Origin of the sequence: Rubritalea squalenifaciens DSM 18772 (assembly GCF_900141815.1) — a bacterium.
Lineage (GTDB): Bacteria > Verrucomicrobiota > Verrucomicrobiia > Verrucomicrobiales > Akkermansiaceae > Rubritalea > Rubritalea squalenifaciens.
This window is the reverse complement of record NZ_FQYR01000007.1, coordinates 37,147-58,373: the sequence shown is the minus strand read 5'-3', so window position 1 is coordinate 58,373 and position 21,227 is coordinate 37,147. Positions and strand designations below refer to the sequence as shown.

17 protein-coding genes are annotated in these 21,227 nt (G+C 51.0%); 10 read left to right on the top strand and 7 right to left on the bottom strand.

All coding sequences use genetic code 11. The annotated features are described in order from the left end of the window. Window positions 1-116 precede the first annotated feature (116 nt). Window positions 117-1,082: a vWA domain-containing protein gene (locus BUB27_RS16930; RefSeq protein ID WP_159435049.1), complete on the top strand. Its 966-nt coding sequence runs from the start codon at window positions 117-119 to the stop codon at window positions 1,080-1,082. 139 nt (window positions 1,083-1,221) lie between these two features. Here BUB27_RS16930 and ptsP read toward each other — a convergent pair whose 3' ends face one another. From ptsP to BUB27_RS16895, 7 genes are all read right to left on the bottom strand, one after another. Next, entirely contained in the window at window positions 1,222-2,988 is a 1,767-nt protein-coding gene (ptsP, locus tag BUB27_RS16925; protein ID WP_143185075.1) for a phosphoenolpyruvate--protein phosphotransferase, read from the bottom strand. Between the two features lie 98 nt (window positions 2,989-3,086). Beyond that, window positions 3,087-3,350 carry an HPr family phosphocarrier protein gene (locus BUB27_RS16920; protein ID WP_143185074.1) on the bottom strand — a complete coding sequence of 88 codons (264 nt, stop codon included), beginning with the start codon at window positions 3,348-3,350 and terminating at the stop codon, window positions 3,087-3,089. A gap of 126 nt (window positions 3,351-3,476) precedes the next feature. Then, window positions 3,477-4,439, bottom strand: a complete 963-nt coding sequence (hprK, locus tag BUB27_RS16915) for an HPr(Ser) kinase/phosphatase (RefSeq protein WP_143185073.1) — start codon at window positions 4,437-4,439, stop codon at window positions 3,477-3,479. 99 nt (window positions 4,440-4,538) lie between these two features. Continuing rightward, window positions 4,539-5,765, bottom strand: coding sequence for an OmpP1/FadL family transporter (locus BUB27_RS16910; RefSeq protein WP_143185072.1), 1,227 nt, complete (start codon window positions 5,763-5,765; stop codon window positions 4,539-4,541). Window positions 5,766-5,856: 91 nt separating this feature from the next. Beyond that, a complete protein-coding gene (locus tag BUB27_RS16905; RefSeq protein WP_143185071.1) occupies window positions 5,857-6,720 on the bottom strand; it encodes an N-acetylmuramoyl-L-alanine amidase-like domain-containing protein in 864 nt (287 codons plus the stop codon). Between the two features lie 18 nt (window positions 6,721-6,738). Next, window positions 6,739-6,993 (bottom strand): hypothetical protein, encoded by a 255-nt coding sequence (locus BUB27_RS16900; RefSeq protein WP_143185070.1) that lies wholly within the window; start codon window positions 6,991-6,993, stop codon window positions 6,739-6,741. Window positions 6,994-7,019: 26 nt separating this feature from the next. Further along, a complete protein-coding gene (locus tag BUB27_RS16895; RefSeq protein WP_143185069.1) occupies window positions 7,020-7,976 on the bottom strand; it encodes a D-2-hydroxyacid dehydrogenase in 957 nt (318 codons plus the stop codon). A gap of 133 nt (window positions 7,977-8,109) precedes the next feature. Between BUB27_RS16895 and BUB27_RS16890 the strand changes: the two genes are divergently transcribed. The 9 genes from BUB27_RS16890 (at window position 8,110) to BUB27_RS16850 (ending at window position 21,225) form a co-directional block, all read left to right on the top strand. Further along, complete coding sequence (locus BUB27_RS16890; protein WP_159435048.1) at window positions 8,110-9,105, top strand: COX15/CtaA family protein; 996 nt, start codon at window positions 8,110-8,112, stop codon at window positions 9,103-9,105. Further along, on the top strand, window positions 9,102-10,307 hold the full coding sequence (locus tag BUB27_RS16885; RefSeq protein ID WP_143185067.1) for an MFS transporter: 1,206 nt from the start codon (window positions 9,102-9,104) through the stop codon (window positions 10,305-10,307). Before BUB27_RS16890 ends, BUB27_RS16885 begins: the two co-directional genes overlap by 4 nt. Before the next feature lie 134 nt (window positions 10,308-10,441). Next, on the top strand, window positions 10,442-11,851 hold the full coding sequence (locus tag BUB27_RS16880) for an O-antigen ligase family protein (RefSeq protein WP_143185066.1): 1,410 nt from the start codon (window positions 10,442-10,444) through the stop codon (window positions 11,849-11,851). A 273-nt stretch (window positions 11,852-12,124) separates the two neighbouring features. Further along, complete coding sequence (locus BUB27_RS16875) at window positions 12,125-13,336, top strand: porin family protein (protein ID WP_159435047.1); 1,212 nt, start codon at window positions 12,125-12,127, stop codon at window positions 13,334-13,336. 71 nt (window positions 13,337-13,407) lie between these two features. Beyond that, window positions 13,408-13,947: a hypothetical protein gene (locus BUB27_RS16870; protein ID WP_143185064.1), complete on the top strand. Its 540-nt coding sequence runs from the start codon at window positions 13,408-13,410 to the stop codon at window positions 13,945-13,947. Window positions 13,948-14,089: 142 nt separating this feature from the next. Continuing rightward, window positions 14,090-14,887: a polysaccharide biosynthesis/export family protein gene (locus BUB27_RS16865; RefSeq protein ID WP_143185063.1), complete on the top strand. Its 798-nt coding sequence runs from the start codon at window positions 14,090-14,092 to the stop codon at window positions 14,885-14,887. A gap of 221 nt (window positions 14,888-15,108) precedes the next feature. Further along, window positions 15,109-17,154 (top strand): polysaccharide biosynthesis tyrosine autokinase, encoded by a 2,046-nt coding sequence (locus BUB27_RS16860; RefSeq protein ID WP_143185062.1) that lies wholly within the window; start codon window positions 15,109-15,111, stop codon window positions 17,152-17,154. Between the two features lie 973 nt (window positions 17,155-18,127). Continuing rightward, window positions 18,128-20,179: a polysaccharide biosynthesis tyrosine autokinase gene (locus BUB27_RS16855; RefSeq protein WP_143185061.1), complete on the top strand. Its 2,052-nt coding sequence runs from the start codon at window positions 18,128-18,130 to the stop codon at window positions 20,177-20,179. A gap of 77 nt (window positions 20,180-20,256) precedes the next feature. Next, entirely contained in the window at window positions 20,257-21,225 is a 969-nt protein-coding gene (locus tag BUB27_RS16850; protein ID WP_143185060.1) for an NAD-dependent epimerase/dehydratase family protein, read from the top strand. Window positions 21,226-21,227 lie beyond the last annotated feature (2 nt).

Sequence of the window (21,227 nt, the reverse complement as noted above, 5' to 3'; positions counted from 1 at the left end):
TGAGTTATCACGCTACTAATCCAGAATTGGAAAGAGTCCTAGAGGCGCAAAAAAGAAACGCCACGATCACGAGTGTAATTATTGCACTTTTGGTTGCAGCTCTCTTGGGAGTCATAATGGCCTTTATTTTGATCGCCACGGTGACCAAGTCGACGCCTGAAATTATTACCTTTCAAGCTCCATCTTCTACAAATGAGGTGGTAGATAGGCCGGAAATCACCAATCAGGTGGAAAGAAAACCATCTTCTCCATCTTCATCCATGGCATCAGTGATTGTTTCAAACGCAGCCTCACCAGTGTCTGTTCCCAAAGTTGATGTAGACACTCCTGAGCCTTCCTTGGATTTTGGTGATGGTGATGACTTTGGTGCAGGTTGGGGTAGTGGTGGATCTGGTACTGGTGCTGCCGGAGGTAGTGGTGCTACCTTCTTTGAGCAATCAGTGAAGGCTGAAAAGATCTGCTTCGTAATTGACTACTCACAATCCATGACTGGTCGACGTATTCAGCTGCTTAAAGAGGAGCTGAAGAAGTCTGTTGAGAATCTTCCAGAGAGTGTTCAGTATCAGCTGATCTTCTTTGCTGGTCCAGCATGGGTCGCAGGGGACAGGGTGGAGATGGCCAAGGACAGAAAGTCTGCAGTGGTTCTCCATCAGGATAGTGAACTTGATTGGAAGTCAAGCGGTGGTGCTCACAACTGGGATACTAGGGGGAGAAAAATGAGGCCACAGTGGAAGCCTGCCACTAAGGATAATATTCAGCGTAGCCTCAGTGCTATCCAAAGTACTCCATTGGTGTGGGGAACTGCTTGGGAGGCTCCAATCGAAATGGCTCTTGATATGAATCCTGCACCGGATGTGGTTTTCTTCATGACTGATGGTAGTGCTGGTCCTGATTCCGAGAAAATTGCCAAGCGCATGGGGCATAGGGCCAAGCGTCGTGGTGTAGTGGTTAATACCATTGCTCTGATGGAGCCACAGGTGAAAGGGGCGATGGCTACTTTGGCTCAGGAGACTGGTGGGGCATTCTCACTCGTTGATCAAAACGGTAAGAGTACCGTGATTGTTAAGCCCAAGGAAAAATAATCGTCCAAGCCGACGCAGAGTATTTAGCGAAGGGCTCAGGTTTATCTGAGCCCTTTTTTGAGTCTGAATTAGATGGTGTAGTGAGGCAGTAGCTGCGGAAGATGAAAGATTGAACTAGGTGAATCTCCCGAGGAGGGGCTTACATCAAGCTCGGATAGGAGCGTTTAGCCAAGTCTACGCTAAGCTCAAGCACCTCACTGCTGAATCGGCAAGCAAGGGCCTCATCGGCCATGACTGAGCAGGCAGCATGGGAGAGGGAGCGAATGGCCTTCTTGATCTTTGGCAGTTGGTGGGTGCCCACTGAGAGTTCATCGACACCCAACCCGATAAGGAGTGGTATGAGGTTGAGGTCGCTGGCCATTTCTCCACAAACGCCAGTCCAGATGCCATTTGCATTGGCGGCCTCGACAGTGCGCTTGATGAGTCGAATGACGGCAGGGTTGGTTGGCTTGTATAAGCCGGCAACATGCGGGTTCACTCGGTCCACGGCTATCGTGTACTGAATGAGGTCATTCGTTCCGATAGAGAAAAAGTCTACTTCCTTGGCTAGTTCGTCAGCCATGATGGCGGCAGAGGGAACTTCGATCATCACGCCGATTTCGATGCCTGGATCGTACGGGATGCGTTCTCTGTCGAGTTCGTCCATGCACTCGTGGAGTGCGCTCTTGGCTGCAATCAGTTCACCAATGCCGGAGACGAGAGGGAACATGACGCCGATGCGTCCATGCGCGCTTGCGCGTAGGATGGCTCTGAGCTGCTCTTTGAACATGCCTCTGCGGGCAAGTGATACGCGAATGCCACGCCATCCTAAGAACGGGTTTGGTTCGGGCTCAGGTAGCGGCTCGGCTGGTAGTTTGTCGCCGCCCGCGTCTAGCGTGCGAATAATGGCCTGATGCGGGGAAGTGCATTTTGCGGCTTCCGCATAAACTTCATACTGGCGTTGTTCGTCTGGGATTTCGCCGCCGCTGAGTAGATAGAATTCCGTGCGGAAGAGGCCAATGCCTTCTGCGCCGCTTTCTTCGACCTGTGGGAACTCGTGCTTGAATTCCACGTTGGCAGAGAGGGTGATTTTTCTCTCGTCGGTCGTGTGGGTGTCTCTTCCTCGTAGACTGGAAAGTTCTTGGTCTCCCTTATCTTTCTGGTCCTTGAGGTTCTGGTAAGCCGCAATGGTGGATGGCTTGGGGTTGATGATCATCTTACCCTCGTAGCCGTCCAGAATGGCGAAGCTTAGAGATTGTACCTCAATCACGGCTCCTTTGAGGCCCACTACGGCTGGAATGCCAAGGGAGCGGGCTAGAATCGCGGTGTGGGAGTTGATGCTGCCTTGTTCCGTAGCGAAGCCAAGTGTGCGGCTGCGATCCATGGAGGCCGTGTCTGACGGAGTCAGGTCGTAGGCGATCACCAAATGCTGATGGTCAGGTGAGTCATCGCCCTCCTCTTGCTCAGATGCGGAGAAGTTTCTCAGAACGCGTTGGGCGATGTCATCAATATCTACGGCTCGTTCCGATAGGTAGGGGTCGTTTACCCTACGCATGGCTTCGACGTAGTTTTGAATGACGGCGTAGAAGGCGTATTCGGCATTTTGCCTTCTTTCCTCGATAGCCTTGTCTACTCGTTTGGTGAGTGTCTTGTCCTCAAGGATCATGATGTGAGCCTCGAAGATCCGGCCTTCAGCCTCGCCGGAGATATCGTTGATGTGCTTCTGTAGTTGGTTGATCTGTCCTTTGGTGCGATCAAGTGCTTCAGCAAATCGAAATTTTTCAGCTTCAACTTTGTTCGGTGAGATCTCGTAGACCTCAGGAGCTGTCATGCCACGGGCAATGACGTGCACAGGTGCAAATGCTAACCCCGGAGATACGGGAGTGCCCTCAAAGATCACTTCCTGGTTGTTTGGGATTAGTGGCATCTTGTTTTCTCAGATCAAATTGAACGCGTAAATTCGTAGGTTAACGCAGTGAGGTTACCGGCGTTTGGCAGTTACCTGTAGCGTAGGAGGCAGAAATCTTACTCCTCAAAGTCTCTGGCGATAAGGTCACCTAGAGCTTGAAGTGCAGCATCTGCATCAGTTCCTTCGGTTGTGATCGTGAGGAGTGAGCCGTGTCCAGCCGCCAACATCATCAGACCCATAATGCTCTTGCCATCGACTTCTTCACCATCTTTTTCCACAGTGATGTCTGCTTCATAGGCGTTGGCTGTCTTCACGAACTGAGCCGCAGGTCTGGCGTGAATACCGAGCTTATTGGTGATGGTGAATTCCTTTGTAGGCATATATGTTATAGGTGCAATTTGTCGGGGCTGCGGTGACTTTAGTGCGTCAGTTAGGCTTGGGGAAGGGAAAATTTTATAGAATCTGAAAAATGTTTATTTTCAGGGGGTTGCGGTGCTGTTTTTAGGCTAAAAATGGTTTTGCTGGGCCGCGAGTTTCTCCTGAAGGCGGTGATTGAACTCCTCAGCCATGTCAAATCCCATCCTGCGAAGCTGAAGTTCCAAGGCGGTCACGGCGACTAGACGTACGGTGTCTCGTCCCGGAGCCACAGGGATGTCTACGCAGGGGACTTCGACTCCGAGTACGTTCTCTTTTTCTCGAGTGATTCCCAATCGGTCGACTTCGTTCAAGTCGCTGTGGGGTCTGAGGTTGACGATGAGATCTAGTGGAGCGTCGGGGCGCAAAGAGCCTAGGCCATAGATATTGGTGACGTTGATGATGCCGATACCTCGCATTTCGATGAAGCCTCTTGAGAAGCCTTCGGTGAAGGCGGTGAGCTGGCCGTTGACATTACGGATTTTTACATGGTCATCAGCGATCAGGGCGCCTCCGCGCTCAATCAAACCAATGGCTGTCTCACTCTTACCTGCGCCGCTCTTGCCTTTGATAAGTACGCCGATACCGCGGTAGTCGATCATGCACCCATGGGCTGTCGTGGTGCGTGCAAACTCATGTTCCAGGTGAAAGGTTGCTGCGTTTGCGAATCGCATCGTGCTGCGGGGAGTTTTGAAGATGGGGGTGTTGAGTGACTCGGCAGCGTTGATCATATCTTGCTCAAGTTTGGCTCCACGGCATACGACTAGGCAGGGGACGCCAGTGCTGCAGATGTCCTTGACTCGCTGCACGCGCACTGCTGAGGGTTGCGAGTGTAGGTAGGAAACTTCAGAGTTTCCAAGGACTTGAACCCGATTTTTGGCGAAATGCTCCAAAAAGCCAGCTAGGGCCAATCCGGGGCGGTTCACTGCGGGCTCAGAGATGGTGCGTTCGAAGCCGTGATCTGAGGTGATGAGCTCTAGTTTGAGATCTTCTCCGTGATTTTCATAGAATTTACCGACACTGATGTGAGGGATACGTTTGGTCTTCCGCGCCATGGGCGTGATTGTAGTTAGAAATGGACCTCGCAGAAATAAGAAAAAGCCTCACCCAAATAAAAATTCAGATGAGGCGGTGATTACGGGGTTTGGGTGATTTTAAAACTTACCGTTCACGGAGATGCCGAGGATACTGACGTCCCCCTCGGAAGTTCCCTCAAATGTAGCTCCAGGCCCCAGGGCTTCGACTATTTTGACTTTTTCCGAGAAAATATAGGTGAAGGCGAGATCGACTGAGTAGCAGTCATTGATCTGGTAGGTGGCGCCTGTACTAAGCCAATAGCGGTCAGAATCGGGAATACGGAGGGTGCGGTCTTCGGCATTCCGGACAGGGGATTCATCAAATGCCGCGCCAGCACGGAATGTCCACTTGTCATTGTGTTTATAGGTGGCACCTACCGCCAAGCGGAAGGTGTCTTTCCAGTTCTCTGGTGTCACAGGAAGTGGACCGAAGTCGTCTGTCTGGGGAGCTAGCTCATCAAACGTGCTCCAGCGGGTCCAAAGGATGTCTCCGTGGATTGCCCAGCAATTGTTGATCTCGTGATAGACACTGAATTCGATGGAATCCGGGAGTTCGGCTTCCAGGGTGGCATCGCTTTTTCCTCCGGGTGGAATGAGGAGAGGGAAGCCGGTGTCTGAACTGGCGTCACCATCAAGCTTCAAATCAATACTGGAGTGATAGGCTAGACCGATTCGGGTTTTGTCTGAAAACTCGTAGAGTAAGCCGATATTGAATCCGTAGCCCCAGTCATCTCCTTGGAGGCCCAGCAATTTTGCTCCGTTGACTTGGTTGGTGAGCTCTCCGTCAGCATAAACGGCATCAAAGCCTACGCCTAGTGAGAGTCTGTCAGTTGCCTTGTAGCTGAGCTTTGGGCTGATATAGATGGTTTTGATCTCACTGTTGTCTGCAACTGCTCCCGCAGCGAAGCTATTTCCATAATCTGTGCTGAGACCAAATCTGGAGTGAAGGGCTAAACCGACTGCCCACTCTTCGTTGAATTTGTGTGTGGCGTAAAGATGGGGGACGAAAGCATGCTGGCCTGGGCCTCCATCATTGGCGGGGACGACTCCGTTGATTCTTCCTTTAACTGTCAGATCGGGGCTTATAAAGGCAAGTCCTGCCGAGACGGCATTATCTCCCAGCAGGGTCATGATGGCTGGGTTGGAGGCGATAGCTGTGGCATCATCTCCAATAGCGGCTTCACCTGAAAATGCGCGGCCTAAGCCAGAGGTGGAGCGTTCTTGCAGGGCAAAGCCTGCTGAGTGGGCTGAGTGGACAGCAAGGAAGGTAATAGCAACGGGTGCTAAGTATCTTGGATGGCTCATGACATTTGGGGATTGGATTGACACTCTGGTATAGAGTGTCGAGCATCCTAGCAGATAATATTAACTAAAGTCAATATTTTGATGAGCGGGATTACTTAGGGCGAGCGATGACAATGCCCGCGTGCTTTTTGAAGTCCTGAAGATAGTCTGAGATAGATTTGTCTACGACGACCTTCTTGTAAGTCGTGGAGGCGTGCATGAAGCGGGCTACCTTGTTGGAGTCCCTGATGATTATGCCGACGTGCGAGCAGTAGGAGCCATTGTCGTGGCGCACGATGCCGATGATGTCGCCATTACGAAGCTGTGACTCGATCGCTTTTACTTTTGATTTTGGGATGAACTCCACTTTCATCGCTGTGAGTCGCTTCTCGTGCTGAGCCATGCCGGTTCTGAGGTCCGGATTGTGCTTGAGGTAGCGATAATGTTTCCAGAGCTGAGTCATCTCTTCACATCGGTTTTGTGCGATGGATGTAGGAAATTTTCTGGTGATGTCCGTGATGGTGCGGCGCTTTGCGTTGTCGCGGTACCAATCAATCAGGTAGTGGAGACGATCAAGGTAATTGCCTTGGCACTTTCCGTCACGGTAGCGGGTGTGCTCTATTTGAGCGAGTAGATCGGAGGGGGTGTAGCTGGGTTTTTCTTTTTCCAGCATGCGGGCCATGCCGAGAACCGTTTCAAAGAATGTCCAGCAATCGAGTCCTTGGAAATTGACGGAGGGGGATTCGATTTTGTCGTGAATTTCCAGGGTGTAGGCTTTGTAAGGAATCCCTTCCAGTTCCATGGCGATTTTAGCCATGCGATCACCGATAGGGAGTTGGCTCCATCGGCCATCGATGGCCTTGCGCGTAATGCTCTCGAATTTGCTTTTCCCAATGAAGGTGACCGATTGTGGTAGGAACTCCCTAGCTGTAAGCGGAAGTATTAGGAAAAGCAGGGTGAGCAGTATACGCATCATGGAGAATGGTGTGGATTTCTATCCTTGTGGAATCTCAGGGAGAGCGTCGAGCAGCTCCTTGTATCGAGCGATGTCGAAATCCCGTTTGTCGATGAACATGCGATTGGACTCATCGGCCAGACAGATAGCCATCATATAAAGGACATCCTCTTCATCGGTTTCCTCGTCTTTCATGAGGCGCTCATAGGTCTTCTTGACGAAAGGGGTTTCTGGAGATTCGAGTTGTTGTTCGATGGCGGGAATGAGGGAGGCGACGAGATCTGTATCTTCCATGGTGTTTGTTAGCGTTGAAGCTGTTGTCATACTACCTGATTGGATGGGCATCCTGCGAGGTAGTTTTTGATGTTTTCTACGAGGCCGTCCAGCAGGCGGTGGCGGGCCTCGATTGTCGCCCAAGCAGTATGTGGTGTGATGAAGAGATTCGGGTGCTGTGAATGGATCAAAGGGTTGTCCTCAGCGGGTGGTTCTACGGAGAGCACATCAAGACCGGCACCGGCAATGATGCCCTTGTCCAGCGCTTCGGCGAGGTCAGGTTCATTGATGAGTGGTCCACGACCCGTATTGATGAGGAAGGCGGTGGATTTCATCATGGAGAGAGACTCTCGGTTGATGAGGTGTTTTGTTTCTTCAGTGAGCGGGCAGTGGAGGGAAATGACATCCGAGGTTTTTAGTAAAGCCTCTAGGTTTACTCGGGGGATTTCTCCTGATGGTGCGCTGGAGGCAGAACTATTCAGAGCTTGGACATTCATGCCAAAGGCTTGGGCTATCTTTGCTACTTCTTTACCGATGGCTCCCAAGCCAATGATTCCGAGTGTTTTGCCCTGTAGGTCGAATGCCGGATAGTCCAAACGAGTGAAAATGGGCGATTGTGGCCATTGCTGCTTCTCGGAATCGAGTTTCGGGATGCTCGTAGCGAAGTTGAGTAGAAAGGTGAAAGCATGCTGGGCTACTGAGGGGGTGGAGTATCCGGCCACATTGCAGACGGTGATGTCGTGGGCTTTAGCGGCTTCGAGATCAATCTGGTTCACGCCCGTGGCGGCGGATAGGATGAGCTTCAGGTTTTTGGCTCCCTCGATCAGCTCTTTGTTGAGGACGGCTTTGTTGGTGATGACGATCTCCGCATCTGCTATTCTGGTGGCAATTTCCTCGATGCTGGATGTCTCATAAAGCGTGAGATCTCCGAACTGCTTCAATGGTGAGAGATCGAGATCATTCTTGTGATGGAGGGTAGAGGAATCGAGGAAAGTGATGTTCATGCATCAGTTCTCATGGATGGGTGAGGATTTGTCAGTGATTTTTCCTCATGGTTTTCAGTGATTCTATGGGTGAGAAATGTGGCGTGTTGGGCTTGTGCGGGTCGGAGAGCTGAGGTATGGGAGCTTTATGAGGATGAGCGGGTTTCAAAAGGTGGCGCTGGCAGCGCTGGTTTTTGTGGTAATGCTGATATTTGTCGGCGCCATCGTACGTGTGTCTGGTGCTGGAATGGGCTGTCCAGATTGGCCGAAATGCTACGGGCAATACATTCCACCTATGAGTGTGGAGGAGCTGGATACGAGCCTGCTAGATATTGATAAATTCAAAGAGAAGGCGGAGAAGCACGGAAGAGATCCGGATGCGATCACCGAGGAATCCATCGTGGCAGAGTTTAATGCGGTGCACACCTGGACGGAGTTCATCAATCGTCTATTCTCTTTACCTATTGGTATTTTTACCATGCTCACATTTATCATGTCCCTCTGGTGGCTCAAGAAGAGGCCGGCGGTGACGATAGGGGCTTTTCTGGCTGTCCTACTTGTGGGAATCAACGCTTGGATGGGAGCTAAGATCGTCTACTCGGGTCTAAGGCCGGGAACAATCACTACGCATATGGCGCTGGCCATTCTTCTGATGTGTGTGCAGACCTTTGTGGTCTGGGCTGCAGCTGAAAAGAAGTGGGCTATCAAGTACTCTTCTTCAGGGAATACTCTTCGCTGGGTGGCAGTGACGGCCTTTCTCTTTATCCTTCTTGAAGGGGTGATGGGGAGTCAGGTGCGTGAGGTGACGGATGCTCTGAAGAAGAGTCATGGCAATGCCCCACGGATCGAGTGGGTGGCTGAGCTGGAGCATACCTGGATGTACCTCGTGCATCGTAGTTTCTCCTGGGTAGTCTTGCTCTCCGCCATCGCTTTCTATGTCTTGAGTGGGCAAAAGCGTGAAGGTGGTCGCGGGTGGCATGAGCATGTCATCTTGGGGATTGTGCTGGCGCAAATGGTTCTCGGGCTGGTGCTTTCACAGGTTGGCATTTTGGCGGTGGTACAGGTATTGCACATTGGCTTGAGTTCCATCTTGGCCTGCGTCTTTTTCCACTGGCTGCTTGGGGCATTTAATAGAGAGAAGACTGCGTGACGGAAGTCGTAGAAAAGAAAGTCTGGCAAAAGACCTTTGGTTTGGATCTGCTCCGGGCGGTTCCGATGGGGATTGTGGAGACGGTCGGCTCTACCTTCGCCATGTTTGTGGCGGTGGGTATTCTTGAAGTTGGCACCCTCTCGAAGAGTGCGATCATTGGTGGTCCTGCCTTGGGGCTGCTGATCAGTCTGTTTAGTGTGGCCATGGTGCGGCGCATGGGGATGTCAGTGAATGTGGCGTCGGCACTTGGTTGGGGCGTGAGTGCGGCGAGTTTTGCCGCTGCGGCTCTATTTCCGCACCAGGCCGGCATCTATGTCTTTGGCATCGTCTTGGCAGCTTTGACCCACACCTTGGCTTCGCCTTTGCAGTCTCAGATCTACCGGCAGTTGTACCCGGATAAGATACGCGGCAAATTATTCTCAAGCGTGGGTTTTGTGCGGGCGGGAGCGGCTGCCTTGTTCGGGTTTTATGGTGGTCGCTGGCTGGTAGCTCAGGGGGTTGATTATAGCGGGCTGTTCTGGGTGTTTGCGGGCTGTAGTCTCTTAAAGGCGGTCTTCACACTTTGTATGGACCGGGTGTATTTAAGGAAAACCGGTAAATTGTCGCTACTCTCTGCTTTCGAGCATTTGCGCGATGACGCGCCATTCCGGAAGTTGATCCTGACCTGGATGTTGCTTGGGCTTGGCAACTTGATCTGCATGGCCCTCTTCGTGGAATACATCACCAATCCACTCTATGGCTTTGGTTTTGGCGCGGAGAAGGTGAGTATGGTGACGACCACGGTTCCTATGCTGGCCTTCATTCTCTCTGTCATTGTCTGGGGGGTGATATACGACCGGGTGGAATTTTATCGTTTGCGGGTCATTGTGAATCTATTCTTCATCGCAGGTGTGCTCGTTTACTATCTCTCGCCGGGCTATCTGGGGCTCTGCATTGGCATGGCTTTACACGGAATGGGCAAAGCTGGCGGAAATGTGCTCTGGAGTCTCTGGGTGACCAAGTTTGCGCCAGCGGACCGGGTAGGGGAGTACATGAGTGTGCATACCTGTTTTACCGGGATTCGTGGGGTGATTTCAGCCTTTGCTGCTTTCCAAATTGCCTTGATTCTGGGGCCGACTGCACTGGGGATCATCGGAGGATCATTGATGCTGCTATCCTCCTGCCTTTTGATTCCTGAGGTGAGGGCAAATTGGGGGAAGTGAGACTACTACTTAGCCATGGTTAAATTCCTCAAGCGCTAGCTTGAAACTTTGGATCGGCCTGACATGGTGCACGCGTGTTACGGATAATCACCATCGGACTCTTGTTACTTAGCTTGGTTATTGGGCCTCTCTATATGGGGTCTTATTACGGTGAGTACCGCTGGCCGTTGATCTACATCTCATTACTAGCTGGAGTCATGCTGACGATTGTTCCCACGGGGGCGCGCTTGAAGCGTGGCCGGCTGGGTATGGTGGTTTTGGCTCTCAGTCTGGTGGCGCTCGCTGCCCAAGGTATCTGGATGTGGTGGAATGCGCGTTGGGATTTTGTCCAGCAGTCCACGGAGGTGAGTGGTGGGGTTCCCTGGAGTATGCTGCCTGTAGAAAATGTGCCCTTTCCTGATATGCCAGGAGCTGCCGCAAAGAATGAGGCCTGGGATCGTCTGACCTATATTTGTCCGGCTTTGTTACTCATCTGGGGGGTAGCGCGCTGGGTGTCTCGTAAACCAGCGGTAGGCATCTGGATCTGCCAGACGATCTTTGTCACTGGGGCCTTGGTAGCGGTCTTGGGCCTAGCCATGCGTTGGACGAATGCTGAGGCGGCCTACTGGATGTCTGCTGAAAAAGGTTCACAGTATAATCTCTTTTTCGCCACCTTCCGCAGTCCAGCGATTGCCACGGTGTATATGAATATCGCCCTGGCTTTGGGTTTGTCTCTCTTCCTGCGTGCGTTATGCGGAGTGCTAAGAGATCGTCGTGGATTGGGCTTCGCCATGCTCTATCTAGTTGGAGTGGTGGTTCTATTCAATGGCGTCATGGGGGCAGGTTCTAAAGCGGGTATGGTCATGACCGGGGTCACTTTGATCCTCTGGGGCGTGATGAATTGGCGGGCTTTGTGGGATGTCCTGAAGCAATCAGCCTCACTCTTACCGAGTGGCAGTCCATTGGAGAGAAATCTCCTATTTGGCGCTGTAGCGCTTATCTTGATTCTTTCTGGCCTGAGTTGGGCCGAGACCACGGTGGTTCGATGGCAAGACGCCATGGATAAGGAGTACACGACTCTGGATGCCCGCTCAGCGATCAATACGGTGCAAATCAAGATGATGAAAGATCCAGACTGGAGCGTGCTTGGCTTTGGGCCGGGCTCTTTCCATCCCTTGTTTCCTTATTACAGTCACAATGCGGAGCTGAAAGGCATTGTCGTCTACGCTCATAACGACCACTTCCAGACTCTGGTGGAGTGGGGCTCGGTAGGTTTTGCTCTCTTCGTAGTTCTCATTGCTGGGGCTTGCTTGATCTTGCTCAGTCATTCCTATGCAGCGGAAAAAGGGGGGCTAAGTCGCCGAGGGCGCGTGATGCAGCGGGGGATGTTCATCGCGATCCTAGTGAGTTTGATTCACGCCTGTGTTGATTTTCCTTATCAGATCGAATCCATAGCGATCACTCTGGCGGCTCTGCTTGGTGTGGCCTGGGGTGGTGTTGGATATGGTCGGCGTTCTTCTAAAAAGCCTAAGGCTGAGCAGGAAGAAGAAGTTGTTCCTGCTTAACTTGGGGTGAACTTCTTCCGTTCTTTGTCGTGATTTCTCGTCAGGGTAGGTTGGCTCGAAGCGCTAAATTAGTATCATGTTTTGGCTGCGAGTTTCGCAGGTGAAGGGTAAGTTCCTCATCTGGTGCTGTCTATCAATTTATATGTTGGTCTGGAGGCTCAAGAAATCACCGAGCTATCTAGGCATGACATTTCGTTCATCTTAAAGATCGTGCTTGACGCTAGCCCTCTAGCTTGCTGACTTATGCCGTACTAACACATCAAACGATTATTTATGACTAAAAATCCTATGATCACAACACAAGGCCGCACAGCACTACTGTTGATGGCTGCCGCCATGACCAGCCCACTCTGTGTAGCTGGTGGATTCTCCGATGAGGAGCCAGTAACACCAGTAGTGATGGAGCAGCAATCCTCCTCTGATTGGCGTGATTGGGTAAGCGCTACTATCTCTGGTAGCCTGCGTTACGATGATAACATTTTCCTTCAGGAGGAAGATGAGGAGAGTGACTTGATCGCTTCCTTGGCTCCAACTCTCTCCATCGCAAACTCCGAAGACGCCACCAACCAGTGGTCCTTCGACTACACTCCAGCTGCTCGTTTCTACTTCGATAACAGCGATCTCGATAGTCTTGATCACGATGTGAATGCCAAGTACGCCAAGCGTCTTCCGAAGACAAGCTTCGACGCTCACGCATACTACTCACTGGCTTCTGGTAGTAACCGTTACGTCTCTGGTTACATCGATTCCACCAACTACGGTCTCAAGTCCAACGTGAGCCACTCTCTCAGCGGAAAGACTCGTCTTGATGCCAACTTCGTCTACGACGTCAATGAGTTTGACGCATCCAACATTTTCGACCGTACCAAGTACTTCCTTCGCCTAGGTGGAGTTTATCAGGTGACTGGTAAGATTAATGTCGGTCCTTACGTTTCCTACGAGAACATCGACGTTGTCGGTGGTGTGGACCACGAAGCTTACGGTGCTGGTGCCAAGTTCGAGTATCAGGCTACTGGTAAGACTCTCTTGACTGGTTTCTTCGGTTGGGAAAACCGTGAGTTCAATGGTGATAACGGTGACGACCGCAATGCTTTCGTCTACGAAGTAGGTGCTACTCACCAGTACACAGCTAAGACTCGCTTCTCTGGTGCTATCTACCGCAACTCCCAGCCTTCTTACAGCTCCGGTCTGGAAGGTTTCGAGACCACAGGTATCAACTTCCGTACCGATTACCAATACTCTGAAAAGCTTAACTTCTTCGGCCTCGCAGCCTTTGAGGTGACTGATTATTACGCGACTCAGTCCGGTGGTACTTCCGAGGATAGAGATGCTGACTACTACTACATTCGTGTGGGTGGTGACTACCGCTTCAATGAAGACTGGACTTTTGGGGCTTCCGCTCTCTACCGCGAGAATGGGGCTGATTCATCCATCTACGACTACGAGAACTTCCAGTTCTTGGTGAATGCAACCTACGAATTTTAATCGGGATAAATTACTCTGGACAAAGCTCTAAGAGATTCATTTACTCTCAGAAACCTCGAAATAACTAGATTATGAAAATTTCTCAAAAATTCGCCTTTGGTGGTGTCACTACAGCTCTCCTCCTCACTGGTGCGATGGTGGCCAATGTGTCCGCCCAGCAAGCTGTGAAAGAGACTCAGGGTGCAACTCAAACTGCACAGAAGAGCGGACTTACTGTGACTGTTCCAGAAGGTTCAGGTACTGTGAAGTACACTGTCGGCGGTCAGGAATACAAGATTCTCCCAGGTAACTCAGGATTCATTCCAGAAGGAGCTACCAAGGTCAAGCTCACCAAAGGTTGTGAAGTTCGCGTCACCAAGGTGAAGGACAATGGCAAAGTGGCAGTCACTCACTACACCGTAGATTCAGCTGTTGAGGTAGCAGTTCTTGATGTTTCCGGTTACGAAACTCTGAACGGTGCCATGAGTGTGATTACAGCACTTGATAAGGTGAATGTGATTCCTGGTCCAGCTACTGCCACTGGTGGTAAGAAGAACAATGGTCCGAACGGGAATACCGGCGTGAACCCAAGTAACGTTCTCGGTCCAAACCAGACCGACGGCAACGACTAATCATTTGATCATTTCGGAGCTGTCATTTGATTAATGGCGAGATTGCCTTACAATCTGACAGTATCCCAAATTTTACACGAGGTGGTGGGGTCAAACCCACCGCCTTTTTCATCCTCACCTCTAAATCTCCTCAATTGCTGCCATGAAGACCTTGCTAGCCCTCAGTGCCTTGCTCTTTTTGTTGAATCTCTTCCCATCTGCTTATGCAGAGGGGGAATATGTGCTTAAAAAGGATGACACTGTCCGTATGACGGTCTTCCAGGAAGACGAGCTGGCGACTCAAGCTCAGATCGGAAAATCCGGTGCCGTTTCTTTCCCGCTGATTGGAAATGTTCAGCTGGTTGGTCTCTCGGTAAAAGATGCTGAGCAAAAAGTCAGGGATCTTTACGAGAAAGACTATCTGGTCAATGCTCAGGTAAATATCGCGGTTCTCGCTTATGCTGAAAAGTGGGTGATTGTCGGTGGTGATGTACGTCGTCCAGGAACCATTAACATGCCTGAGGAGGGTGCTCTTGACTTGCGAGGAGCGATCGCTCAGGCCGGAGGAGTCGCAGAATCTGCCAATACCAGCAGTATTGTGGTGCGCTCTAAGGACGGTAATGTCCGTACACTCAGCTTGGATGGATCCGGTAGCGTAGTACTCAAGCACGGGGACAGTGTGACTGTCGGTCGTAGTACGCTGAATCGATCCACCGTGACAGTTTCTGGTAACGTCAACCGCCCGGGTATCATCGAATTCCCCAAAGTAGGTAGTCTGGATATTGTGACCGCCATTGCCCAAGCTGGTGGGTTTACACGTATTGCGAATACCAAAGAGGTGATTGTGCGTCGCGACAAGAAGCAGTACACAGTCAGCTTGAAAGACATCGAGCGAGGCTCTGCCAAGATGTTTTACTTGAGAGCTGGTGACCTGGTGATCGTGCAAGAAAGCCGTTGGTAGTATTTATAGTCCTACTTATTTTTAGTGCTGATTCATGAAGCTTCTTGTTTTTCTTCGTTGAAATGAATCAGCACCTGACTAGAACGTGTGTGTCTTTAGTGACAGCTCTCACTGTATCTGGTGATTTGCTGTGTTAAGGGCCTCGATAAGATTTTAACAAGTTTCTGAGCTTAACAAGTTTCTGAGCTGGCTGGCGTCAGCTCCATTTAAATTTCATACCTATGAAGAACGATATTGATCCATTTGCCGATGTGGAGAGCAGCAATGAGCGCAAAGGGGATATGGATGAGGTAGTGGTGAGCCGTTTTGGTAGTGGCAGTATTCGCCAGGCTCTATCTCGCTGGTGGATGATGCTCGTCTTTGGTGGCTTGGGCTACGCTGCAGCCCTCTACTACATGTCCATCATGCCGCTAAAAACAGAAGCTGTGGCGGTTCTTGAGGTGGATATCAAGCAGCGCCAAGTCATGGGGGAAGAGCTGGAGACCGATCGTATGTCTCCTGAGTTGGTTTTGGCGACTACGGCGAGCAAACTGACTTCACCTGCCATTTTGGCTAAAGTGGCCAACAGCCCCGAAGTTCAGGCCCTGCAGCGTGTCGTTCCTCCCGAGTTTTCCTTCAAGCCTCGCTACTGGCGTGCGGAAGATGAACTGGAGTTTAAGCCCGCTTCTGCGGTAGAGACCGTCGAGATCGTCGACATGATGGCAAAAGAGTGGGTGAGCATTAGTGGCCGCCGAAATACCTCTCTGATCGATATCAAGGTCAAGCATCCTGATCCCGAGGCAGCTCGTACCATTGCCGATACCATCCTGCGAGTCTTTATGGATCAGGAGGAAGAGTCCAAGAGTGGTGGTGCCAGTGCCGTATTTCAGTCTCTGAAGCAGGAGGCGGAAGCGGCTCGCGAAGATCTCGAAGAGGCACAGAACTCTTTACAGGTCTATGTCGCGGCCACCAAGTTGAGCGAACAGATTCAGGTGGCTCGTGCTGAATTGATTAATCTCCGGCAGCGTTATAAATCCAAACATCCGAAACTCGTCCAGTTCACCGCCGTCTACAAGGATTTGAATCAGCGTTTCCGCATCGAGATTAAGCGTGCTTCCAATACGGCCAGTGAAAAAGCCTTCTGGCTGAAGTACAGTGAGCAACTTGATCAGCTGGATGCCAAAATCAAGCAGGAGGATGATCATTTAGGGAAATCCTCAGACGAATGGCTGTCTATAGCCCAAAATGCCCTGGCGACTCGTGCTCACTTGCTCAACGCTCGAATTACACAGGGTCAGCAGCTTTATGAGAAGCTCACCCAGCGTCTGACCGAGCTAGACGTGGCTGATGAAGAGAATGTGGATGATTACAAGATCGTCCAGTCTGCCTTCATCGGGCTGGCTGAGGATTCTTTGCGTTTGATTTACTTGGCTGCGGGCACGGTTCTTGGTGCTGCAGTGGGCTTTGGCTTTGCCTACCTGATGGGGGTTATCGATTTCAAAATCTACGATGTTCGCTCCGTCGAGGAGGCGACTGGTTTGACCTGCATGGCAGCCGTCCCAACCGATTCAGGCTTTGCCCGTAAAGGAAACTGGAAACCCATTTTGCAGCGTGAGCCACATTCAGCCAATGCGGAAGCCATCCGTAACCTGAGAGCCTCAATTGTTTTGCTTGGTAGAAAAGACCGTCACAAATTCCTCCTGATGACCAGTGCCCAGCCTGGGGAAGGGAAGACTACCATGGCGGCCGAGCTAGCCTCGGTCTTCGCCATGAATAAGGAAAAGACCTTGCTGGTGGGGATGGATCTCAGAAAGCCTCGCCTCAACGCCTACTTCCCATCCATTGATGACAAGATCGGTCTCACCGAGGTGCTTGCCGGCCAGAACTCGCTCGATGAATGTATCGTCCCATCAGGGATCGATAATCTGGATGTTCTGCCGTCCGGTGGCAAATGCCCGAATCCTTCAGAGCTATTGCATGAAGATGAGCTTGAGAAGTTGTTTGGTGATCTGAGAAGCCGCTACGAGCGCGTGATTATTGATTCGGCTCCGCTCCTCCCAGTCTGCGATACCCGTCTGCTTACCGAGTTTGTTGACTCTGTCGTCCTCGTGGTGCGCTCCCGTAAGGCTCCTGTAGGAGCACTGCTTCGCTCCATCCAATTGCTCGACCATGCTGGCAAGAAGCCAGTGGGTGTGGTGATCAACGGTCTCAAGGTCAGCGGTGGTTCTACCTACTACGGCTACAAAGGCTATGGTGAGTACGCCACCGAAGGTTATTACTCAGACTAGCACCCTGAAAGGGTGCGATTACTGATGAAGTCCTGCGGACTTGTCATTGGTCAAAGGTCAATAGTGTGCCATCCAGCATGATGATTTTGTCTAAGCGATCCCTTTGGGGTCGCTTTTTTATTCAGGGAGGATGGCCCGTGCCGGGATGTAATAGGGGAGGGACTAAATCCATGGCTGGAGGAGCTCCACATCAGCTACTGGCCACCCGCTACGGCCAGAGCCCACTATAAAGCGCAGCAGTGCCCTATTTCCCCTTAAGGTCAAATTTAGTTCCTTCGGAGTGTGTTCGGTAGGTAGCGCCCTGAATGGGTGCAATTACTGATTCGTGATTACTAATTACTGATGAAATCTTGCTTGATGCATTATAGCCACAGATGAAGTCCTATGGACTTGTCATTGGTCAAAGGTCAATAGTGAGCAATCAAGCGTGATAATTTTGTCTAAGCGATCCCTTTGGGGTAGCTTTTTTATTTAGGAGGGTGGCCCTTACCGGGATGTAGTAGGGGAGTGACTAAGTCCATTGCTGGAGGAACTTTACATCAGCTACTAGCCACCCGCTACTCGCTACGGCCAGAGCCCACCATAAAGCGTTGTAACTAGCGAGTGGCGAGAGGTCTTCCTTAACGTTGTCAGTATCCTCCTAGCATGAATCAATGCTCTCCGGTTAACCCGGAGAGGCTACTTCCTACTCCCTACTAGCTACGCTTCCGAACCACCGAGCAGGGGTCAGCTGGCAACCAGCGAGAACCTGGTCCATGAACTTCATTGATCCTTTTTGATAGCTAGCTTAATGATTCTTTCATCTTAAAGATTAAAACTTTGTAATAAAGATTTTTGTTCTGGCAAAGTAGAGTCAGGACGTCCACAACCCCCTGCGTACGATGGAAAGCAGGCCCCTCCGCATCACTGTTTTCAGATTGCCGATATAAAATCTAAACTCCTAACGACTGACTCTATACAGTTGTTTAATCCCATGAATAACGAGGATATCGACCCCTTTGCCGAGCTTCAAGATTCCCCAGAACCCCAAGTAGAGCAACAGAGCGCCAACCGTTTCGGAAGCGGCAGTATACGCCAAGCCCTGTCTCGCTGGTGGATGATGCTCATTTTTGGAGCCTTGGGCTATGCAGCCGCTCTCTATTATATGTCCATTGTGCCTACCAAGAACGAAGCCATTGCGGTACTTGAGGTGGACATCAAGCAGCGTCAGGTGATGGGCGAAGAGTTAGAAACGGAACGCTTGAGTCCAGAGCTTGTTTTGGCCACCACTGCCAGTAAGCTCACGTCACCAGCTATCTTGGCCAAAGTGGCAGAAAGTCCTGAGGTACAGGCTCTGCAACGGGTGATGCCACCGGAGTTTTCCTTCAAACCACGCTACTGGAGAAGCGAGCAAGATCTCGCCTTCACTCCAGCTTCCCAGGTGGAAACCGTTGATCTGGTCGACAAAATGTCCAAATCTTGGGTCAATATCAGTGGTCGTCGCAATACCTCCTTGATTGACGTGAAAGTGAGTCATCCTGACTCCGAGTCAGCTCGTGTGATCGCGGATACGATTCTTAAAGTCTTCTTGGAAGAGGAAGAAAGTAGCAAGAGTGGGGGGGCCAGTGCTGTTTTTCAGTCCATTAAGAAAGAAGCCGAAGATGCTCGTGTAGATCTTGAGGAGGCTCAGAATTCGGTACAGGTCTACGTGGCTGCGACCAAGCTGAGTGAGCAGATCCAGGTGGCTCGCGCTGAGCTAATCAGCTTACGCCAGCGCTATAAATCGAAGCATCCCAAGTTGGTGCAGTTCTCTACAGTCTACAAGGACCTCAACAAGCGCTTTCGACGCGAAATCCTCCGAGCCTCCTCCACCGAGAGCGAGAAAGCCTTTTGGATGAAGTACAAGGACCGGCTGCAGGAGCTCGATGAAAAGATTATTGAGGAGCAGGATAGCACTGGCGAAGCTGCCGATGAATGGCTGGCCGTCGCACAGAATGCTCTCTCGACTCGCGCGAATCTTCTGAACGCACGCATTGAGCAAGGTCAGAAACTCTATGATCGCCTAACAGAGCGTCTTACTGAGCTGAATGTTGCGGACGAGGAAAGCATTGATGAGTACAAGATTATTCAGTCCGCTTTCATTGGACTGACTGAGGATTCCCTGCGTCTCATCTATCTTGCAGGAGGATCCATTCTCGGAGCGGTAGGGGGCTTTGGCCTCGCCTACTTGCTTGGAGTCATTGACTACAAGATTTACGACGTCCGTTCGGTGGAGGAAATCACCGGCATCGGCTGCATGGCGGCCGTGCCGATGCACAGCACCTTCCTGCGCAAGGGTAAGGAGTGGCAGCCTGTACTGATCAAAGACAAGAACTCGGCCAATGCAGAGGCGATCCGTAACTTGCGTGCCAGTATCGTGCTGCTTGGTCAAAAGCATCGCCACAAAATGATCTTGGTGACGAGTGCGATACCTGGTGAAGGAAAAACCACTGTGGCCTCCGAACTCGCCGCTTCCTTCGCGATGAACAAAGAACGTACCTTGCTGGTGGGCTTGGATCTACGTAAACCCCGTTTGGAAGGCATGTTCCCTGAACTTAAGGACAGAACTGGTGTTACCGAGGTCTTAGCTGGCCAAGCTGAGTTAAAAGATTGCGTGATGCTCAATCACGTGGAGAATCTTTATCTCTTGGGCTCTGGAGGTAGGTGCTCAAATCCCTCCGAACTCCTTCATGAAGAAGAGCTTCACGATCTCTTTAGCAGACTGGCCGGTAATTTTGACCGCATCGTGATCGATTCGGCACCGATCTTACCCGTCTCGGATACACGAGTGCTCGCGAAGTTTGCCCAGTCCATCGTGATGGTGGTGCGTGCACGCAAGGCCCCAGTGGGGGCGGTCTTACGCTCCATCAACTTGCTCAAGTCTGCAGGTAAACCACCAGCAGGTGTAGTCATCAACGGCCTCAAGAAGTCCACCGGATCAGGCTACTACGGCTACAAGGGCTATGGTGAGTACAATGGCGAGTATGGGTACTACGGGGATGAATAAATCCATCTGTTTAGTCTAAAAAATAATACAGCTGAGACAAATCAGCTTTATGCGAGCAATCGCTTCAACTGACCCCTATGAAGATTTTATTAACAGGAGTCGCTGGTTTTATCGGCGCAAGAACAGCTGAGATGTTGCTAGAGCAAGGTCATTCAGTGCTTGGTGTCGATAACCTCAATGACTACTACGATGTCCGCGTGAAAGAATATCGACTCGGTAGACTGCAAGAGCTTGATGGCTTTGTGTTCCATCAAATAGATATCGAAAATCGCGATGCCTTGGACGCTCTTTTCAAAGAGCATTCTTTTGACGCTGTGATGAATTTGGCGGCACGTGCTGGAGTGAGAGCCAGCATTGAAGACCCTTATGTCTATCTCGCCACCAATACCCTGGGAAGTTTGAATTTACTGGATCTCATGGTGAAGCATGGGCTCAAAAAATACCTCATGGCTTCCACATCCTCACTCTATGCCGGCTGTGACATGCCCTTTGTCGAGAGTATGGATGTGCGTAGACCACTCTCTCCCTATGCCGCAAGCAAGCTTGGAGCAGAGGCAATGGCCTACAGCTACCATCATCTTCATGACTTGGATGTCGCCATTGTACGCTACTTTACCGTCTACGGACCTGCTGGTCGTCCAGATATGAGCCCCTTTAGGTTTATCGAGTGGATCAAGCGTGGTGAGCCCATCACTCTCTACGGCACTGGAGAGCAGACCAGAGACTTTACCTACATCGACGACATCGCCAGTGGCACCATCGCAGCTCTTCAGACTCAAGGTTATGAGATCTATAACCTGGGAGGAGGCAATGAACCGATCAGTATCAATCAGATGATTGAGCAGATGGAAACACATCTGGGGAAGAAGGCGCTTATCGACTACCAGCCCATGAACAGTGCAGACATGCAGGATACGTCTGCGACGATCGATAAGGCGAAGAGTAATCTAGGCTGGGAGCCAGTTGTTTGCCCAATGGAGGGTTTTAAGAAAACGGTGCTATGGCATCTGTCAGAGGAAAGCTGGTTGAACAAAATACAATTATAGAA

Bases quoted from the DNA above. Each gene is read 5' to 3' on its own strand.
- BUB27_RS16930 (WP_159435049.1), top strand. From the start codon at position 117: ATGGCCTTTATTTTGATCGCCACGGTGACCAAGTCGACGCCTGAAATT.
- ptsP (WP_143185075.1), bottom strand. From the start codon at position 2,988: ATGCCACTAATCCCAAACAACCAGGAAGTGATCTTTGAGGGCACTCCC.
- BUB27_RS16920 (WP_143185074.1), bottom strand. From the start codon at position 3,350: ATGCCTACAAAGGAATTCACCATCACCAATAAGCTCGGTATTCACGCC.
- hprK (WP_143185073.1), bottom strand. From the start codon at position 4,439: ATGGCGCGGAAGACCAAACGTATCCCTCACATCAGTGTCGGTAAATTC.
- BUB27_RS16910 (WP_143185072.1), bottom strand. From the start codon at position 5,765: ATGAGCCATCCAAGATACTTAGCACCCGTTGCTATTACCTTCCTTGCT.
- BUB27_RS16905 (WP_143185071.1), bottom strand. From the start codon at position 6,720: ATGATGCGTATACTGCTCACCCTGCTTTTCCTAATACTTCCGCTTACA.
- BUB27_RS16900 (WP_143185070.1), bottom strand. From the start codon at position 6,993: ATGGAAGATACAGATCTCGTCGCCTCCCTCATTCCCGCCATCGAACAA.
- BUB27_RS16895 (WP_143185069.1), bottom strand. From the start codon at position 7,976: ATGAACATCACTTTCCTCGATTCCTCTACCCTCCATCACAAGAATGAT.
- BUB27_RS16890 (WP_159435048.1), top strand. From the start codon at position 8,110: ATGAGCGGGTTTCAAAAGGTGGCGCTGGCAGCGCTGGTTTTTGTGGTA.
- BUB27_RS16880 (WP_143185066.1), top strand. From the start codon at position 10,442: ATGGGGTCTTATTACGGTGAGTACCGCTGGCCGTTGATCTACATCTCA.
- BUB27_RS16875 (WP_159435047.1), top strand. From the start codon at position 12,125: ATGACTAAAAATCCTATGATCACAACACAAGGCCGCACAGCACTACTG.
- BUB27_RS16870 (WP_143185064.1), top strand. From the start codon at position 13,408: ATGAAAATTTCTCAAAAATTCGCCTTTGGTGGTGTCACTACAGCTCTC.
- BUB27_RS16865 (WP_143185063.1), top strand. From the start codon at position 14,090: ATGAAGACCTTGCTAGCCCTCAGTGCCTTGCTCTTTTTGTTGAATCTC.
- BUB27_RS16860 (WP_143185062.1), top strand. From the start codon at position 15,109: ATGAAGAACGATATTGATCCATTTGCCGATGTGGAGAGCAGCAATGAG.
- BUB27_RS16855 (WP_143185061.1), top strand. From the start codon at position 18,128: ATGAATAACGAGGATATCGACCCCTTTGCCGAGCTTCAAGATTCCCCA.
- BUB27_RS16850 (WP_143185060.1), top strand. From the start codon at position 20,257: ATGAAGATTTTATTAACAGGAGTCGCTGGTTTTATCGGCGCAAGAACA.